The organism is Gilvibacter sediminis (genome assembly GCF_028561565.1).
Taxonomy (GTDB): Bacteria; Bacteroidota; Bacteroidia; order Flavobacteriales; family Flavobacteriaceae; genus Gilvibacter; species Gilvibacter sediminis.
Genome location: NZ_JAQQTE010000022.1, coordinates 177,848 through 193,509, shown reverse-complemented (window position 1 = coordinate 193,509; position 15,662 = coordinate 177,848). Strand labels below are relative to the sequence as shown.

General features: G+C 42.0%; 23 protein-coding genes and 1 tRNA gene. 3 read left to right on the top strand and 21 right to left on the bottom strand.

Annotated features, from left to right (window positions below; genetic code table 11):
- The first annotated feature begins 29 nt into the window (after positions 1-29).
- The 3 genes from POW22_RS13110 (at position 30) to POW22_RS13100 (ending at position 1,646) form a co-directional block, all read left to right on the top strand.
- Positions 30-755, top strand: a complete 726-nt coding sequence (locus POW22_RS13110; RefSeq protein WP_272833206.1) for a DUF3575 domain-containing protein — start codon at positions 30-32, stop codon at positions 753-755.
- Positions 756-792: 37 nt separating this feature from the next.
- On the top strand, positions 793-1,476 hold the full coding sequence (locus tag POW22_RS13105) for a hypothetical protein (protein WP_272833205.1): 684 nt from the start codon (positions 793-795) through the stop codon (positions 1,474-1,476).
- Between the two features lie 95 nt (positions 1,477-1,571).
- Positions 1,572-1,646, top strand: a tRNA-Pro gene (locus POW22_RS13100).
- A 203-nt stretch (positions 1,647-1,849) separates the two neighbouring features.
- Here the strand turns inward: POW22_RS13100 and POW22_RS13095 are convergent.
- The 21 genes from POW22_RS13095 to POW22_RS12995 all read right to left on the bottom strand — a co-directional run bounded on the left by POW22_RS13095 (position 1,850) and on the right by POW22_RS12995 (position 15,661).
- Positions 1,850-2,134 (bottom strand): immunity protein Imm33 domain-containing protein, encoded by a 285-nt coding sequence (locus POW22_RS13095; protein ID WP_272833204.1) that lies wholly within the window; start codon positions 2,132-2,134, stop codon positions 1,850-1,852.
- A 3-nt stretch (positions 2,135-2,137) separates the two neighbouring features.
- Positions 2,138-2,614 carry a DUF4274 domain-containing protein gene (locus POW22_RS13090; protein ID WP_272833203.1) on the bottom strand — a complete coding sequence of 159 codons (477 nt, stop codon included), beginning with the start codon at positions 2,612-2,614 and terminating at the stop codon, positions 2,138-2,140.
- 129 nt (positions 2,615-2,743) lie between these two features.
- The gene (locus POW22_RS13085) at positions 2,744-3,013 is read right to left on the bottom strand and encodes a hypothetical protein (protein WP_272833202.1); all 270 of its coding nucleotides are present in this window, start codon (positions 3,011-3,013) and stop codon (positions 2,744-2,746) included.
- A gap of 531 nt (positions 3,014-3,544) precedes the next feature.
- A complete protein-coding gene (locus tag POW22_RS13080) occupies positions 3,545-4,258 on the bottom strand; it encodes an SDR family NAD(P)-dependent oxidoreductase (protein ID WP_272833201.1) in 714 nt (237 codons plus the stop codon).
- Between the two features lie 24 nt (positions 4,259-4,282).
- A complete protein-coding gene (locus POW22_RS13075; RefSeq protein WP_272833200.1) occupies positions 4,283-4,426 on the bottom strand; it encodes a hypothetical protein in 144 nt (47 codons plus the stop codon).
- Positions 4,427-4,451: 25 nt separating this feature from the next.
- On the bottom strand, positions 4,452-4,811 hold the full coding sequence (locus POW22_RS13070) for a hypothetical protein (RefSeq protein WP_272833199.1): 360 nt from the start codon (positions 4,809-4,811) through the stop codon (positions 4,452-4,454).
- A gap of 102 nt (positions 4,812-4,913) precedes the next feature.
- Positions 4,914-6,125 carry an MFS transporter gene (locus tag POW22_RS13065; RefSeq protein WP_272833198.1) on the bottom strand — a complete coding sequence of 404 codons (1,212 nt, stop codon included), beginning with the start codon at positions 6,123-6,125 and terminating at the stop codon, positions 4,914-4,916.
- A 65-nt stretch (positions 6,126-6,190) separates the two neighbouring features.
- Positions 6,191-6,697, bottom strand: coding sequence for a cupin domain-containing protein (locus POW22_RS13060; protein WP_272833197.1), 507 nt, complete (start codon positions 6,695-6,697; stop codon positions 6,191-6,193).
- A 100-nt stretch (positions 6,698-6,797) separates the two neighbouring features.
- Positions 6,798-7,376, bottom strand: coding sequence for a hypothetical protein (locus tag POW22_RS13055; protein ID WP_272833196.1), 579 nt, complete (start codon positions 7,374-7,376; stop codon positions 6,798-6,800).
- Positions 7,377-7,384: 8 nt separating this feature from the next.
- On the bottom strand, positions 7,385-7,951 hold the full coding sequence (locus POW22_RS13050; protein ID WP_272833195.1) for a PAS domain-containing protein: 567 nt from the start codon (positions 7,949-7,951) through the stop codon (positions 7,385-7,387).
- A 111-nt stretch (positions 7,952-8,062) separates the two neighbouring features.
- A complete protein-coding gene (locus POW22_RS13045; protein ID WP_272833194.1) occupies positions 8,063-8,608 on the bottom strand; it encodes a hypothetical protein in 546 nt (181 codons plus the stop codon).
- Positions 8,595-9,086 carry an RNA polymerase sigma factor gene (locus tag POW22_RS13040; RefSeq protein WP_272833193.1) on the bottom strand — a complete coding sequence of 164 codons (492 nt, stop codon included), beginning with the start codon at positions 9,084-9,086 and terminating at the stop codon, positions 8,595-8,597. Before POW22_RS13040 ends, POW22_RS13045 begins: the two co-directional genes overlap by 14 nt.
- Entirely contained in the window at positions 9,083-9,925 is an 843-nt protein-coding gene (locus POW22_RS13035; RefSeq protein WP_272833192.1) for an alpha/beta fold hydrolase, read from the bottom strand. Before POW22_RS13035 ends, POW22_RS13040 begins: the two co-directional genes overlap by 4 nt.
- Positions 9,926-9,983: 58 nt before the next feature.
- On the bottom strand, positions 9,984-10,724 hold the full coding sequence (locus POW22_RS13030; protein ID WP_272833191.1) for an acetolactate decarboxylase: 741 nt from the start codon (positions 10,722-10,724) through the stop codon (positions 9,984-9,986).
- 119 nt (positions 10,725-10,843) lie between these two features.
- Entirely contained in the window at positions 10,844-11,356 is a 513-nt protein-coding gene (locus POW22_RS13025) for a GNAT family N-acetyltransferase (protein WP_272833190.1), read from the bottom strand.
- A gap of 22 nt (positions 11,357-11,378) precedes the next feature.
- Positions 11,379-11,972 carry a hypothetical protein gene (locus POW22_RS13020; RefSeq protein WP_272833189.1) on the bottom strand — a complete coding sequence of 198 codons (594 nt, stop codon included), beginning with the start codon at positions 11,970-11,972 and terminating at the stop codon, positions 11,379-11,381.
- Between the two features lie 10 nt (positions 11,973-11,982).
- Positions 11,983-12,492 (bottom strand): GNAT family N-acetyltransferase, encoded by a 510-nt coding sequence (locus POW22_RS13015; RefSeq protein WP_272833188.1) that lies wholly within the window; start codon positions 12,490-12,492, stop codon positions 11,983-11,985.
- 115 nt (positions 12,493-12,607) lie between these two features.
- The gene (locus POW22_RS13010) at positions 12,608-13,231 is read right to left on the bottom strand and encodes a hypothetical protein (RefSeq protein WP_272833187.1); all 624 of its coding nucleotides are present in this window, start codon (positions 13,229-13,231) and stop codon (positions 12,608-12,610) included.
- A 16-nt stretch (positions 13,232-13,247) separates the two neighbouring features.
- Positions 13,248-13,502 carry a hypothetical protein gene (locus tag POW22_RS13005; protein WP_272833186.1) on the bottom strand — a complete coding sequence of 85 codons (255 nt, stop codon included), beginning with the start codon at positions 13,500-13,502 and terminating at the stop codon, positions 13,248-13,250.
- Positions 13,503-13,561: 59 nt separating this feature from the next.
- Positions 13,562-14,587 carry an endonuclease/exonuclease/phosphatase family protein gene (locus POW22_RS13000; protein WP_272833185.1) on the bottom strand — a complete coding sequence of 342 codons (1,026 nt, stop codon included), beginning with the start codon at positions 14,585-14,587 and terminating at the stop codon, positions 13,562-13,564.
- 111 nt (positions 14,588-14,698) lie between these two features.
- Complete coding sequence (locus POW22_RS12995; protein ID WP_272833184.1) at positions 14,699-15,661, bottom strand: sodium-dependent bicarbonate transport family permease; 963 nt, start codon at positions 15,659-15,661, stop codon at positions 14,699-14,701.
- Position 15,662: the final 1 nt, after the last annotated feature.

The following is a 15,662-nucleotide window of genomic DNA, read 5'->3' as shown; positions in this document are numbered from 1 at the left end:
CTAACGCAATTAATCCAACCTAAACGCAGATGAAAAACAGCTGGCTTCTCCTATTAACAGTTCTATTATTTGGGACCAGTATGGCTCAAGAGTCTGATACAGAAGTTAATTATCGCAATGAGATTGGACTCAATCTGAGTGATCTGATCAACGGATCACTGCAAATACGCTATGAGCGCAGTTTGGGAGATCACTGGGCGGCCAGTCTGGGTTTTGGTTTAAAGAGCGAAGAAGGATTGATCCGATTCTCGGGATTGCGCACCTCCAGGTTGACCACCAATGATTTGACCTATTCGGGCTTTAAGATCATTCCAGAAGTGCGCTACTATATTAAAAAGACGCGTCAATATAGAATGGATGGATTCTATTTTGGCGCCTATTTAAAACACACTAACTACAGCTCGGAGATCAATGGTATTTTTATTGATGACGATGGAACCCCGCTGGACATTCGGTTTGACGGGCGGCTAAAACTTACCTCTTGGGGACTCATGGTCGGCTACAAATGGGCTATCAACAAACGATTTGCCATTGACTTTTTGATTGCTGGTCCTGGAACGGGGTACCACAACTACTCTATCCGGAACACTCGAGATCTGCCCGAATCCTTCTATGATAATTTAAATGAAACCTTGAGCGAATACGCCATCTTTGACTTTTTAGACAGCGACTTTCGATTTTCAACTACGGAGGAACGGGCGCGCTTCCGTTTACTCTCATTTAGATATGGAATTACTTTATCGTACGCATTTTAGAATTATTTTTGCAACACAGGAACCAAACTAGATAACCATGAAGACTATCAAACCATTAGTGCTATTATTACTCGTTTTCTTAGGGCTACAAAGCTGCGGAAGTATTGATGTGATCAACACCTGGAAAGCGCCTCAAGACAACGTGGATGACTTTAAACAAAGGAATATTTTGGTCATTGCCAGAACCAACAATACCGATGCGCGTATTGCTTTTGAGACTGCCTTTGCTGATGAGATGCGCAGACGCGGTATGAAAGCCACGGAAAGCTTTACCAAGTTCCCAAAGATCCATGCAGAATATGAGATGAGTGAAGAACGCTTGAAAATGGTACGATCTATAATGAATAGTGAAGGCTATGACGGCATTGTGATCACTGCGGTAAAAGACAAACAAACTACCGTAGAAACGACTACCAATGGTGTTTACGCAGGTACAGCCTTTGATTACCCTGGTTATTACAGAGGCTTTTACCGTTACTACCGCACACCATATGCTGTCGGTCCATATTACGAGAACTTTGGTGGTTACATTCCTTTATCTACCACCACCAGAACACGTGTAGACTACGTAGTAGAAACCCTGGCCTTTAACTTAACTGCGGATGAGAACGACCAATTGGTTGCAGCAGTTACTTCTAAGATCATAGATCCTAAAAACGCGGAGAAAACTGCTTTGGAATACGTGGAGCAATTGGCCAAACACTTGGAAGCCAAAAACTAAGCTCACTCTCTTAAAAAAGGAAGACACAATTCAGGGAAATTGCCTAATTTCGCTGACCATCAATAGATGAAACACAAGCGCCTTTGCGCGCTACTCGGGATGTAGCTTAGTCCGGTTAAAGTGCTGGTCTGGGGGACCAGAGATCGGAGGTTCGAATCCTCTCATCCCGACAAAAGAAAAGACCCAAAAAGTGTAGCAAGTATATTTGCTTAAACTTTGCGGGTCTTTTCTTTTAGCAACAAACCAAAACGAGGATCACGAGCGTGCCTCCTTCGCCGAAGGCTACGGAGGCCGAAGAGCGAGTAATCCTTTTGTTTGTTGCCATATTTACTTCAATAGTTGGTTCAATTCGTAAAATCTCTGGTCACCCACTTTAAATTAAGTTCTCGTCAAACCAAACATCTTCATATCCGTTATTGTCGATTAGGAATCTATGTCCAGGAGCAAGATCTAAGAATTTTAAAACACTAGGTAATACTTCCTTTAAGTGTTCAACATGAAGTGGTTTGAAAAAGTCTTCTGCCTCTGAAAACTCGGTTCCACACCATATGTACCAACCATTAGTTTGGTTTTCTGGCATATGTCTCAGTCCATTGATTGGTTCTTTACCAAGAGTTTCAAGAGCAATACCTAACTTTAATTTAGAATCAGCTTCCATAATTCACCCAATCACAATCGGCCTTTTACCCTTAACACCATTTTTCAAATCTAAAGGCAGCTCCCATTCTCCTCTAGCATTTGGCCAATCAACTTTATATCCTTCTTCTAATGGAATGAATTTCCATTTAGATGAAACAAAGTCTTGGTTTTTAAAGCGCTCTAAAATTGCTTTAAGTAAATGAAATACCTCCTTGCCCCATTCATCAATGGTATCATTCGTATAATCAAAATAATAATCGGGTTCAGCAGACCAAAATATTCTCGCCGCCGTTCCTTTATCACAAATTTCACTTTTGACGATCCATTCCAATACTTCTACACCATCATCCCAATTGTAAATGGTTGCTAAAAAATACTGTTCGGCAGAATTTAGTGTTTTAAACTTCTCGTAATCGGGTTCAACAATTTCATCGTTTTCGTCAAAGGAAAACTCAAAAAAGTACTTTTTGATAAAACGTGCACGATGGGGTAAAATCATTTTAATTTTTTAAAAAGTTTTTAAATTGTAAGCCAGGCGTTCGGAACAAATCATATTTCTGAACCTTTGTTTGGTTATAATTCAAGTTATACACCTATAATAGCCACAGACTAAAATTTCTGTTTCAAATCAAATAGACGAAAACTCAGCCTTAATTTGGTCTAAATACTTTATTAATTCCTCTGATGATTCAGCATGTACTGATATTCCTAAATAATGTTCCCAATGTAAAGTGATTATGCCTTCAGAAAGTCTATAATCCAAATATTTTTGATCAAGACCTTCAATACTTTCAACTAAATCTCCTCCAAGCTTGTTTTGAATATACCAATCTACAGCAGCAAAAAGCTTTTCTGAGTGACTCCCAGAAATAATGTACTCAGTTCTATGTTTATCCACAGTCACATTCTTTAATATATCAATCCTCAGCTATCACTCTCGATCTTCCTACTACCTCTACTATGAATAAAGATTCCTATAATAAAATAGCATATCAAAAAAGGAATTCCAAAATAGGTGGCTAACGCTGGTGGAAAGGCCCAAACCAGGCCGCTTATTGTGAATAGAATCAAAACCCATTTATTAATGTTCAATTGATCTGCCAAATAGACATTAAAACCAAGACTAAGAATACCTAAACCCCAAAAAACAGCTAAAAACGGAAAGTCATTATCTTGTAATTCGTCCTCATATAAAAACATGAAAAACAAGCCGAGATGACTCAAGACGAAAAAGGTTCTAGCTAATATTTTGGTATTATTCATGTGGTTATAAAAAGCAAATTAAAGATACCGAAAAGATAAGCCAAGGTTGAACGATTCGTGTGGAAATCCCCCGCGCCAGCGATAGCAGTGGCATCCTTTCTGCGCAGCGGAAAGATATAACGGATAGCGCGGTGACGTCGAAGGCGGCAGGCGCCAAAAATAATAATCACATCCTCCTATAAACCCAACTCGGAATCAATCGCAATATCTTAGCGACAATCCACCACCGTTTGGTGACATAGCCAATGCCCTTTTTCCTTTTTATTATCCCAAAGATTTGACGAGCCGCTTTTTCTTTAGATGCAACCCAAAACTGTCCGTCCCCTTTGGCCATGTCGGTATCCACAAAGCCTGGCCTTATATCAGTGATGAAGATGGGTTTCTTGGATTTAGTAGCCTTTTGCCTTAAGCCTTCCAAGTAGTTTATCTGATAAGCCTTAGACGCATTATATGCCGGTGCTAGCCTGCTACCGCGAATTCCCGCAATAGAACTTATTGCGACCAAATGGCCCTTGCCATGCGCTTGAAAATAATTGAAAGCCCAATCTACTATTTGAGTGAAGGCATTTACATTGAGCAGGTTTGTGTTATGCTCAATTTCAAAGTCGAGGTTTTCATTGAGATCTCCAGTTCCGGAGCTCAAAATCAAAAGGTCAAGCCCTCCCATTTGGTTGGTCAATTCCGTTAATTTTTCAGCATTGTTCGCTGTGGTACAGTCAAAAGAACTTATAAAATAAGCTCCGGAGTTTTCCCGCTTTAGCTTTTCGAGTTCTGCTACACGTCTACCAGTGATTCCAACCAAATAATCGTGCTGAACAAGAAGTTTAGCAAGTTCGTTACCTATTCCAGAGGTCGCTCCTATGATTATAGCTCTTTTCATGCAGTCTTGCTTAGGGTAAAGGTCTCAGTTAATATCAAAATCATCCATATCCCAATCTAGGGTATCATCATCGCCACCTCCTTTGCCATAGCGATACAGAACAATTAGAATCACGACGGATATTGCAAGGCCAATGAGCTTATAGATTTGATCGTTGGTGAGGTTCATTGCAATTTGGTTAAATGCTTTAAGACTATGGTAGGAATGCTTGATAAATATATGGCACGTTGAACCAGGTCCATATTAGTGAGAACACAAGACCCAGCCAAAACATAACGTTTCTGCTGTCCTCGGTAAAATAAACACGCTTGGCAGTACGAGATGAACGCAAGTAATAAACAAAGAGGAGTTCAAATCCCCAACCAAGACAATAAAATACATTGGCGCCGATTAACCATATTAATGCGGGAATCCACGGAGATTCAGGACCAATACCATTAGGAACATCGCCACGCATCAGCCAACCAAAACAAAGCACAACGGCAATAGCCACTGTAAATATCACTCGTCTCTTTTCCCAAAAATTAAGAAGTGTTTTTATCTCAATTTCCATACTGTCTAATTTATTGCCTCGATATATTTTAACACAACTATTCACTCAAACTCCACATCCTAATCGGCCTATCATAAGGTGCAGGTTTCCTACCAAGTTCCTCTAATTTATCTTCACAAAGCGCTTGATTACAAACGTTCCTACTAAAAGCAGCGCCATTAGACTCATCCCGCCCAAGGCTAATTGCACTCCGAGGATAGGCTCATCGTAGATCAAATCGTTTAACAAGGCAAAAGCTGATGACACCATTCGCGTTGGCAGAAACGACAAGCTGATCATTATTGCTAGGTATTTAGGATTGGTGTATTGAGTTAAAACGGAATGCACCACAGGAGCAGTAAACACCTCCGCTAGTCCTAAAAGGATCAAACTCACAATAAATAGTATTCCGTGTTGCTCTGTAGCCACTTGCGGGATTTGCAAGAAAACAACAAAAGCCAGAACTCCAAAAATGAAACCAAGCGCCATTTTAAAGAGTTGACTTGTATAAAAATAACTCCACGCTAAAACGGCCAAAAATGTTAGTGGTAACAAAATATAGGTACTCATGGATTGCCACTCACTATGACCAAGCCCTAAGCCTTCCATATCTCCAAACTGCGCCTGAATATCATAGAAACAAAGGCTTGAAAGCTCGTAAAGCCCCCAGAAAGCACCCACAACAATAAAGGCTATCAAGATGTTTAGTATCCGTCTGTTAAGCGAAAAACTAGGCTTTTTCAATGCATTTAGATCGGGTTCTTTAGTGAGGACAATTGGAACGATCGCCATCAGCGCCAACATGCCCGAAAGTCCAAAGGCGATGGCATATCCTTGGCTATCTGCTAAAATTCCCAGAGCTAAAATTCCCAGGAATGATCCCAAATTTACGGCCAAGTATAGGAGCGTAAAACCCGAGTCCAACAATTTTAATCTATTCAGATATGATTTACCGAAGTTGGCGATAAGATTTGGTGTATACAGACCACCTCCCAGCACGACCAAAACCATTCCTGCATAAAGCCCTGCCATAGATGGAAAACAGAGGCAGAATGCGCCTAAGGCTTGTAAAACCCCTCCAACGATCACAGTCTTTTTATTTCCTAAAACGAAATCTCCCAAGAGCGCTCCTAGGATCTGAGAAAAGACAAATACACTAATGAAGAGGCCATAAAAAGAAAAAGCTTCTGACTGATCTAAGGCCAGCGTTGCTTCATCCACCATATAAAGTACGAGTATAGCTCTAAGGCCATAAAAAGATGATCTTTCAAGCATCCTTGATAAGACATACCAAAAAGATTCAAGGCTGTGTTTTTGACTGTGGATTCGATCCATTGAGATGGTTTAGCAGTTGATACCTTAAAACTAGTCAAATAATCGGAAGTCTACTTGACACAGGCTTACTCTCGCGTCAGCCGTTCAACGGCAGCCGCATGCTGGGGAAACTGATGGGTTAAATCGCTGCGGTTGGCCAGCTGAAAATCAGCAAAACTAAAACCGGGAGAAACCGTACAACCAATAAAGGAAAAACTGTCAGGGGCCATCACCTCAGCGGCAAACCAACAACCACCAGGAACCACATATTGAGGAACTTCTCCCTTACTCAGATCAATCCCTATACGATGCTTGCTGTAAGCGCCTTCTGGAGTTATGATGTGCAAGAGCAAAGGCGACCCATCATAAAAATGCCAGATCTCGTCTTGATTGATTCGATGGAAGGAAGAAAAATTCTCTGAAGTCAAGAGAAAGTAGATACTGGTTGAAAAATTGCGTTCTCCTGCATATTCAGCTGGGAGATTCGAGGCGGAAATAGTTCCCGTACTACGGTAGGTCTCTTTGTAATAACCACCTTCCGGATGCGGTTTAAGATCGAGTTTGGTGATTAATTCTTCTAAGGTATTTTTCATGGAATTATGAATCGAATTTAAATAAGAATACACCTAAAAAGTGTGAATCTTAAAAGCATCGGCAACTAAAGATAACTAAAAACTGATCCAAAGCGCTCCGCTAACGAAATAGCTCTACGAGATATACTACAGCAAAGATCCAACCTACATACAAGACTGTATATCCTAAAGCGTAGACCGCGGAGATCCCGAGATCGCCTTGAGTTTCTTTGGACTTGCTAAACACCAAGCGCAAGGCTCTAAAGAACACCCAATACAACATGGCAAGCAACACAAAGAGCGAAAACCAAAAGATCGCTTCCAAAACAATAAGCAAAACAACAATGGCAATGGTCATAAGGATCCAAAAGACAATGGAGGCGATAATTCCGCCTATACCCTCTCCCACCTCAATGTCTGGTAAATCTATATCTGGAGTGGTCGTGCCAAGGATATCTCCTCTTTGAAAATGCTTAAACTTTGGAAAGTTGTCTAAGAGTCCAACCCCAAAATAAAGCCCGTAGGTCATAAAAAGCACTAAAGCTGTCGCTATGATGCCTAAAGACATATACAGGTTGGTCGTTAGGCTTCTGTGATAGTGGAGCCCAGAAAAGTATACCGTCAACACGGTGATGACAATCACCAGCAAGGAAATAATAAATACAGATTTACCTTTTAAGTAAGTCTTTTGCGGTTTCATTCCATTGTTTAAACAACCGCCTTTTCAAAGGCGATATAGTGCGTGGTGGTTTCACTGACCAACGGAATGATCTTCACTTCGCATTTATACGGGGAACGATCCTTTCTGTGGTTTACGATCACCTCGGAGAAAGGTTTGTTCGCTTTTAGTTTCTTACGAATGCGATTCTTGGTAGCTACGGAAGTGCTGGCTCCTTGCAAAAAGCGCGGAGTCTTACTTATAGCATAGGATTTTTCATATCCCGTCATTACCGTAAAGCCATCATTGACCCAAATAATATTCTGATCCTTGTCTGTAATGATCAAGGCCTCGTAATCGTTCTCCGCAAAGGCTAAGTCAAGATCGGCTTGCCATTTGAATTTCTTGGCAAAGGCAAACACTTTATCAACCTCAGCGCGTTTTTGCGCTTGGGTCAATTGCTTTTGGTAAGCGCTCATAAAGAGGTCCCAGCTCAACAGTGGCATGGCTTTAAGGGACTCTTCAAGTAGGTTGGGTTTTAGTTGGGTGTACTCTTCTGTTGAAAGACCGGATAGAAAAAGATCCAGTGTACTCAAATCAGTAAGATTGCTTTTCATAGCAGCTTTAATTGTTTAGTTCGGGCTTCACAGGGCCGATAGATTCTAGGTAGTGGCACGAAAATACGCCAAAACACCTAGAAAACCTGAACACTTCGCACAAACCTGTGACTAAAGAAGGCTTTTTAAAAACCGTTGTTCCTTGATCACCGAGCGCGCTATGATGATCCCAACTAGTAAAATAGAACCAAATCCGGAGATCAGCAGGTAGTTGTAAAAACCAGATGAAAACGCCTGCTTGAAATAAGGCAATAACAGAACAAAGCCAATCAAGTAGATCCCAAAGCAGAGCGGCGTGATCCAATAATTTACGCGCAGCCTCAATCGGTAATGCCGCTTTAAGTATTCTTGGAAACGCAATGGATCCATAGCGATGAGCTGCGCCTCTTTTTTATATAAGGAGAAGAGTTCAAAACCGATTCGAGCGCCCAGACTACCCAGCATCAGCAGTAAACCCAAACTAAAATTATTCCAAGAGCCTAAGGCGTAGATCAGCGCGTATACGCCGACGATCAAAAAGGTCATGCCAATAATTAAAAGGGTTAGATACTGTCCTTTGCGCTGCCTGGAAGCCAGTTTTTTAAGCGAGTCTGGATTGAGTTGAAGCGTCTGTTCGTGCTGCGCTTCCCAAAGCTGTGAGAGTTTATCTTTTTCCATTGGTAAGACATTTTAAAAGTGATTGTCTGATACGGTTCAGGCGCGTTCTCACGGCGCCGTGTTTGAGGCCCATGGTCTGTCCTATTTCCGCTTGCGGAACTGCCTCGAGCTCCAAGAGTATCATGGTTTTGTTTTGTGGCGTGAGTTGATCAATGCATTGATACATCTGCCAAATTTGATCTTCTTGAGTCTCTGTTTCATCACTGCGGAGCTGAGCTAGAGCTTCTTCCTTTAGAGGCAATTGCTTTTTAAGGCTTCTGAGATCACCCAGACAGGTATTGGCAGCGATGCGATAGATCCACGTACTGATATTGGATTCGCCTTTAAAAGACTTTCTGTGCTTCCACACCTTGATGAAGGTCTCTTGCTGCCAGTCTTGGGCAAGAGCAATATCACCAGCGGCGTACCCCAAACAAAGGCGGTACACCTTATCTGAGTAATTGTGGAAGATCTGGTCAAAGTCTTTTTCTAGATTCATTCGCCGCGGCTGAGTAAGTCTTCGAGCTGGTTTTGGAACCACTCGGGTTGATCAAACATCACAAAGTGAGCAGAATTTTCTGCAATCCGCAAATCATAGGCAGATAAATTGGCGTATTGCCCTTCATAGGTCTGTGTAATGACCTGTTTGCCGTAAGGCTGATCTGCAGCAATTATAGTAACCTCTGCACGAATGTTCTTTAGATCTTCACGCAGATCTAATTTGAGATAATCCGTATAGCCGTAAACATAAGTTTTTCTATCTGCCTCCAAGATCCAGTTTTTGATCTGCTGTTGAGTCTCAGCATTAAGACTCATTCCGCTAGCCATCATCGCCGCCATTTGCGCGAACTCGGTGTCACTCATAGCGAGCTGTTGGTTGTTGTAGGGACTGTCGTAAACCAATACGTCTGGATCGTAATTCGGGATCATCAAGGCCCCTGCAGCAGGAAGTGCATCCACTAAAATCAGCTGTTCGACAGAATTATCAGGTCTACTCGCCAACCAAGTCCCAACGGCTCCTCCCAAGCTATGACCGATAATGGTAAGCCCATTAAGCTCATTGGTTTGAATATAGTGCTCTAAGGAATCATTGACCTGCGGCAACCAAGGAAAGTCTATGGGCTCCAGACCGCCAAAACCTGCTAAGGTCACAATATGGCATTCAAAATTTTGAGATAAATGGGCCACGGTGCTCTCCCAACTGCTACCGGGAACGGTAAAACCTGGAATGAGTAAGATAGGATCTCCCGAACCTTGAACTTCTATTTTGATGGCCTCTTGTTGTGCCAGGCTGATAGAACTAAAGATTAAAGCGATTATAAGTGCAATTCTTTTCATGATTTCTGAGTTTGATTTGCGCTTTAGATGCAGAAATCTGAAAATGTTACATCCCCTTTTAAAATTGAGGTAGATAAAGCTCAAAATCACCTAAGCTTATGGCGTCTAAATGTCCCATTTGAGTTTCATCTGAAGTGATTAAGTGCAGATGCATAAAAGTATCGTGGTGGGTGAATACCCCTTGATGCTTTTTAGAGAAGAAGCCCACGATCTCCACGGCAGTATCAGCGAGCTCATAATTAGTCTGTCCCTGATGTGCCTCCGCCGGAGAACTTACTTTAGTACCCTCTGGTAAATTTTGGATATGAATACTTGCGCTTTCAGCCTGCCCTTTAATTTTAAAAACAAATGGCGTTTCTCGCTCCTGTGTTTGCTGAACTAAAAAAGCTTCTAGTGATTTTAAATCCTTGACCTGATCAGGCACCTCAATTTTATTCCACTGCTGAACCTGCCCATAAACAAAAAATGGGGCTGACGCATCAAAGGTATTTACCACTTGCATGGTAGAATCAGTAAGGACCCGAGAAATATAACTCTTCCCATCGTTGATCAATAATTCGCCTTGTAAATAGCTCAGTGGCCCTATCCCGTATAAACCGGCTTTGTCATTAAGGCTATCTAAAACTATCGCAGGTCCCAGCTCGCCTTTCCACATCACATTGCGCATGGCTCCTACAATCTGAACCTCAGAATTTGTCGCTGTGTCAGTTAAAGTTTGTTGCTGCTTCTCAGACTTGCAGCTAACTCCTAAAACAAGAAGTGTACAGCTACAACACAGCGCTAATAATCTTGAATTCATTATGTTCATCAATTGACTTTAATCTAGGCTTAAAGATAGAAGAATTGAATGATTACCGTAATTATGTATTTACCTCAGATCAACCGCGGGACCGTCTCTTTCTCAGGTTTTTTTCAGCATCATTTTCGTGTTTTTACATAAACCTCCACATCTATCATACGGCCGTCCTTTTCTTCAGCATTTTCTAAGGTTTTCTCGTGGATGAAATCCAGCTTGGCCATGGCGCGTTTGCAATTCGTATTTCCGCCATCTACAAAGCCTTCAATACGATTCAGACCCAGTTTGGAGAGTCCGTAATCGGCAACAAACGGAAGCGCCTGTTTCAAAATGCCTTGCCCCCAATAATCTGGCAGTAACCAAAGCCCGATCTCTGCAGTTCCAACTTGAAGATCAATATCATTGAGTCCGGCAGCTCCGTAAAATTCATCACCATCCAAACTGCAAATGGCCCACCATTGTTGCTCGGGTTTGGCATACCAATCCATCTGTTCTCGGGTAGCCTCTAGGCTGTCAAAGGACACACCGTAAAAAGGAATGACCTCGGGGTGCGAAAGCCCGTGGTAAATATGTGGGAGATCATCCGCAGTGATCTCGCGAAGCAAAAAGGTATCAGTTTTAAAGATAGGATTCATCACTAGACTATTCGTTGAATCTTTATTTAAAGTTAGCATTTACACCTTTTACATCTTCATACCAAACAATAGCCTGAAGGTAGCGCTGGGCGCCTTCTTCGGTTTGATCAAAAATAAAAGATTCAAATTCTGGAAAACTGTCTTGCATAAAGTCTAAAAGCTTTTGTCTATTAGCAACCCAAACGGAATCTTTAAAAACAATTTCATCTTTCGTTTCTACTATGCTGATGCGTTGCTCGTCAAAGTACAACACTTGTCTTGTGATTATGGGTTCTCCGTGTAGAAACTCAATTCGCTTACAGCTTTTGGCAACCTCAACCACCACAGTACTGTCTACCTCCTCCATTTTTAGCACCTCATAATTGGGCTTAAACATGGCATCCCATTTCATCCAATCTACATAACCGCTTCTGGCAAAGGTCTGCTGATAATCATACTTGGGTTCACGGGTGGTGATACTGTCTGTCATAAGCCGGGGAAGAGCTGCGAGATCATTGGTGTTCAACATTTCATAGTAATCCTGAGCGACAGCTAAGCGGTCTGTTTGTTTATCTTTTTGCTCACAGGCCAAAAGCAGACTTATCAGGCTAATTATAAAAACTACTTTTTTTATCATTCTTGAAAAATTAAGAGCGGGAGGCTACATAGATCATATTCTCACTACTTGTAGACGGCAAAGCACCCAAGCTTGCAGTACTCGCTTTTTTACCACCTATTTTTTCAACTGCTTTTTGTGAGCGTATATTTTTGCTATCTATGAAGTAAACCACATGTTCAAAATGGAGCAAGGCATAATCCATCAAGAGTCTCTTAATCGCACCGTTATAAAGACCACCCCAATAAGTTCGGGCCAAAAAAGACCAACCAATCTCAATACCATGAGGAAAATCAGCAAGCAATTTATAACGAGAACTCCCTATGATTTGTTGGGTCTTTTTATCCAAGATAACCAGACAGCCTCCAGACTTTAAAGATTCGTCAAAAAACATGTCAAACAACTCGCGTTTGTACCGATCAACAGGATGTTGCTCCCAGATATTCGGGTCTTTTGCAACGAAATATAAAGCCTCTCGATCCTTCGCCAGTAAGGGCCGAATCTCAACCAACTCATCTGCAAGTGTGGGCTGTAAATTCATTAGATTATTTTCTTTATAATCAAACCATAACTAAAACAGAGTCTATCATCCAGACAAACTTTGAGCATTAGCCCAATGTCTAAAGTTATCTATCTAAAAATAGTAAAACTTAGGTTTATTGTTCCTGATCTGATGCCGGAGTATCTCTTTTTCTGAGCAGACCGATCATGTTTCCAATGCCTATGCCAATAAAAGTACGATCCTTATTGATCTGCAGTGTGGGAGCGACCACCAAACCAAAAACCCTTGTTATGGGGAATTCAATTTTTGGACTGATCACTACGCTCACCGTGTTATATCGGTTGTACTCCCAAGTGTAATTCTCCGAGAGGAAGCCGTTGGAGACAGGTTGCCAATTCCCGGGTTCACGCAAAATGGTAAATCCCAAACCCACCGTAGCATTGATCCTTATTGTGCCCGCAGGATTCAAATTCCAAACCCTTCCGGCTCCGGCATAAACATTTTCAAACTGATCAAAAGGACTAGTTAACCCTAACAATAACACCCCGGCTAAGCCAGTACTGTAGTCATCAGGGGCTGATTTGGGTTCACGAATGTTACCAGAATATCCCAATCTAAACGAATACTTTTCTTTGTAGATGTAGTCTAGTTCTGCATCAAAACCTACATAATTCCCCAGATTTAAAGAGACAGTGCCATAGATGGTATGATCTTGCTGAGTCTGTGCAAAACTCATACTGCATGCAAGGGCAAAAAACAGTAGTAATTTCTTTTTCATAGAAGCATAGTCTTGGCTACTTGCGTTGTATCAATAGCATCGCTGATAATATAATCGGAATCAAAATGGCTACGGCCAGTATTCCGTATTTCAATACAGCAAACTCATAATAAAGCGAATAAGGCACAAAGGCATATTTGCGTTCGAATTGCTCTATTTTGAGATCGATAATTGGTTTGTATCGATCAAAAACCCAAAAGACCACAAACAACACAAGGCTGCACAAATAAAGGAGTGTGATGCGAAGCTTTCTAGATTTTACGAGGTGCAATACCAATAGGCTAGCAAGTTTTTATTTTAAAGATAGTGAATTCTATGGCGGCTCAATGCCTAATTTTCTTTACTGGCAGCGATTTTACCTTCGGTTACAGTCGCTGCAACCTCTTCTTTTTCTTGCGGATCGAGTTGCTCACGCGATTCTTGAGCTTGAGGCTGAATACAAAAACTTGAAAACAGGGGCAGATGATCGGAATCTACTGAAGGTAACACTTTTAAGGTTTTAATTTGAATGGTTTGGGAGTGAAAGATCAAATCCAAAGGAAATCGCAATAGCGGCCATTGCGCGGGAAACGTGCTGAAAAAGCCTCGACCAATACGGGCATCTTTGAGTTTGGAAAGCTCCGCAAATCGTTTTGAGATTCGGGACCAGCACACCACATTAAAGTCTCCAGCTACAACGGTAGGGCAACTTGATTCGGCCACAATACGCGCTAGCTTGAGCAGTTCGGCATCCTTTTGTTTTGCCGTAGGTTTCTCTGTTGGACTTGGCGGAGGCGGATGAATGCCCCAAAAGCAAAAAGCAGTTCCCTGAGTATCTTCTAACTCCAATCGTACCGAAGGATGATCATCAGCGATCAGAGCCTTAGCCACTCCCTGTTTCATTTTAAGCCGCGTATAACAATGCATTCCGTATTTATTATCCTTGGGGATCTTTAGGTTGTTGGGATAGGCTGCTTCTAAAGAGTTCATGGCCGTTTCCCACCGCATGTCAGTCTCCATTAGCAAAACAATATCCGGATCTTCTTGAGCGATCAAATCCAATACCTTTTGATAGGAAGTATTCTCTTGCATCACATTGATGCTGAGTAAGCTCACAGAAGGATCACCTTGCTGCTTTGAACCCTTTGAAAAATATGGGGCTACGATCCCAAGCTGATAACTCATGGTGGTCAAAACTACAGCGAGACAAGCCAAGCTCGCCCTACTCCATTCTTGAGCCATTAAAATGATCAGCAAAACAACCATCAGCCCTAAAAGCGCTAAGAGCTGCAACCGAATAAAATCGAAGAACCTGAAGAACCAATGTCTCGATGGGATCAATGGCAAATAGCTGCATGCACAAAACAGCAGAGCCATAATTAATACGGGATGGTAAAAATCAGTCAGCATTTCCATTTAATATAAAAAAAACCGCAGTTATACGCTGCGGTTTTTCTTCTCATGTGATGATCACCCTAAGGCATGTCCTTAATTGATCCAAGTAATGAAGATCAAATACAGCGGCATCCCCAGTGTAATATTGAACGGAAAGGTCACTCCCAAAGCCATGGGCAAGTACAAACTTGGATTGGCCTTTGGTGCTGCCAGTTGCATTGCCGCCGGTACCGCAATATAAGAGGCACTGCCGGCAAGTATACTGAACAGGAACTGGTTCCCGATATTGTCTGTAAAGAAAGAACTGATGTAAGCCGCAGTCAAACCATTGACAATAGGTACAACGATTGAAAACAGCACTGCGAACTTTCCTTTCTTTAAAAAGCTCTTGAGTTTTTTACCTGAGGTGATCCCCATATCCAATAAGAACACCGCCAGAAATCCTTTAAAGATGTCTGTGGTAAAAGGTTTAATTCCCTGCGCTTGTTCATCACTGGCCAAAAGCCCGATGACCAAACTTCCCATAATGAGCAGCACAGAACCGTTGGTCACCGCATGCTTGACGTGCTCCCCTACTTTAGGCTTGCCTCGAGTAGCACTAAAAAGCGCGATCAACAAGACGCCCACAACAATAGATGGTGCTTCCATCAGGGCCATCACTGCCACCATATGCCCACCAAATGCAATGTGTTCCATCTCTAAAAAAGAAATGGCCGTTACAAAGGTCACGGCACTTACCGAGCCGTAGGAGGCAGCGATTGCTCCTGAATTTGAAACATCAAAACGCTGTCTTAATATGAAAAATGCGATTAGTGGAATAACGGTGGCAAGAACAACACCAAACAAGAGTGAGTAGCCTATTTCGGCACTCCAATCGCTGTGTGCGAGCTCTTGCCCACCCTTAAACCCTATTGAGAATAACAAATAGAGCGATATGAATTTTGCAGAGTTCGACGGTATGGCCAAATCGCTTTTAAGTTGTACTGCAATGATCCCTAGAAAGAAAAATAAAAGCGCGGGATTGGTTAGATTGTCGATCAGCAGATGCAAGTCCATA

What these genes read in the sequence shown, in the direction of transcription:
- POW22_RS13050 (WP_272833195.1), bottom strand. Translation starts at nt 7,951, where the DNA reads ATGAAAAGCAATCTTACTGATTTGAGTACACTGGATCTTTTTCTATCC.
- POW22_RS13025 (WP_272833190.1), bottom strand. Translation starts at nt 11,356, where the DNA reads ATGAATCCTATCTTTAAAACTGATACCTTTTTGCTTCGCGAGATCACT.
- POW22_RS13030 (WP_272833191.1), bottom strand. Translation starts at nt 10,724, where the DNA reads ATGAATTCAAGATTATTAGCGCTGTGTTGTAGCTGTACACTTCTTGTT.
- POW22_RS13020 (WP_272833189.1), bottom strand. Translation starts at nt 11,972, where the DNA reads ATGATAAAAAAAGTAGTTTTTATAATTAGCCTGATAAGTCTGCTTTTG.
- POW22_RS13040 (WP_272833193.1), bottom strand. Translation starts at nt 9,086, where the DNA reads ATGAATCTAGAAAAAGACTTTGACCAGATCTTCCACAATTACTCAGAT.
- POW22_RS13090 (WP_272833203.1), bottom strand. Translation starts at nt 2,614, where the DNA reads ATGATTTTACCCCATCGTGCACGTTTTATCAAAAAGTACTTTTTTGAG.
- POW22_RS13035 (WP_272833192.1), bottom strand. Translation starts at nt 9,925, where the DNA reads ATGAAAAGAATTGCACTTATAATCGCTTTAATCTTTAGTTCTATCAGC.
- POW22_RS13075 (WP_272833200.1), bottom strand. Translation starts at nt 4,426, where the DNA reads ATGAACCTCACCAACGATCAAATCTATAAGCTCATTGGCCTTGCAATA.
- POW22_RS13060 (WP_272833197.1), bottom strand. Translation starts at nt 6,697, where the DNA reads ATGAAAAATACCTTAGAAGAATTAATCACCAAACTCGATCTTAAACCG.
- POW22_RS13070 (WP_272833199.1), bottom strand. Translation starts at nt 4,811, where the DNA reads ATGGAAATTGAGATAAAAACACTTCTTAATTTTTGGGAAAAGAGACGA.
- POW22_RS13095 (WP_272833204.1), bottom strand. Translation starts at nt 2,134, where the DNA reads ATGGAAGCTGATTCTAAATTAAAGTTAGGTATTGCTCTTGAAACTCTT.
- POW22_RS13045 (WP_272833194.1), bottom strand. Translation starts at nt 8,608, where the DNA reads ATGGAAAAAGATAAACTCTCACAGCTTTGGGAAGCGCAGCACGAACAG.
- POW22_RS13055 (WP_272833196.1), bottom strand. Translation starts at nt 7,376, where the DNA reads ATGAAACCGCAAAAGACTTACTTAAAAGGTAAATCTGTATTTATTATT.
- POW22_RS13080 (WP_272833201.1), bottom strand. Translation starts at nt 4,258, where the DNA reads ATGAAAAGAGCTATAATCATAGGAGCGACCTCTGGAATAGGTAACGAA.
- POW22_RS13010 (WP_272833187.1), bottom strand. Translation starts at nt 13,231, where the DNA reads ATGAAAAAGAAATTACTACTGTTTTTTGCCCTTGCATGCAGTATGAGT.
- POW22_RS13110 (WP_272833206.1), top strand. Translation starts at nt 30, where the DNA reads ATGAAAAACAGCTGGCTTCTCCTATTAACAGTTCTATTATTTGGGACC.
- POW22_RS12995 (WP_272833184.1), bottom strand. Translation starts at nt 15,661, where the DNA reads ATGGACTTGCATCTGCTGATCGACAATCTAACCAATCCCGCGCTTTTA.
- POW22_RS13000 (WP_272833185.1), bottom strand. Translation starts at nt 14,587, where the DNA reads ATGGCTCTGCTGTTTTGTGCATGCAGCTATTTGCCATTGATCCCATCG.
- POW22_RS13015 (WP_272833188.1), bottom strand. Translation starts at nt 12,492, where the DNA reads ATGAATTTACAGCCCACACTTGCAGATGAGTTGGTTGAGATTCGGCCC.
- POW22_RS13105 (WP_272833205.1), top strand. Translation starts at nt 793, where the DNA reads ATGAAGACTATCAAACCATTAGTGCTATTATTACTCGTTTTCTTAGGG.
- POW22_RS13065 (WP_272833198.1), bottom strand. Translation starts at nt 6,125, where the DNA reads ATGGATCGAATCCACAGTCAAAAACACAGCCTTGAATCTTTTTGGTAT.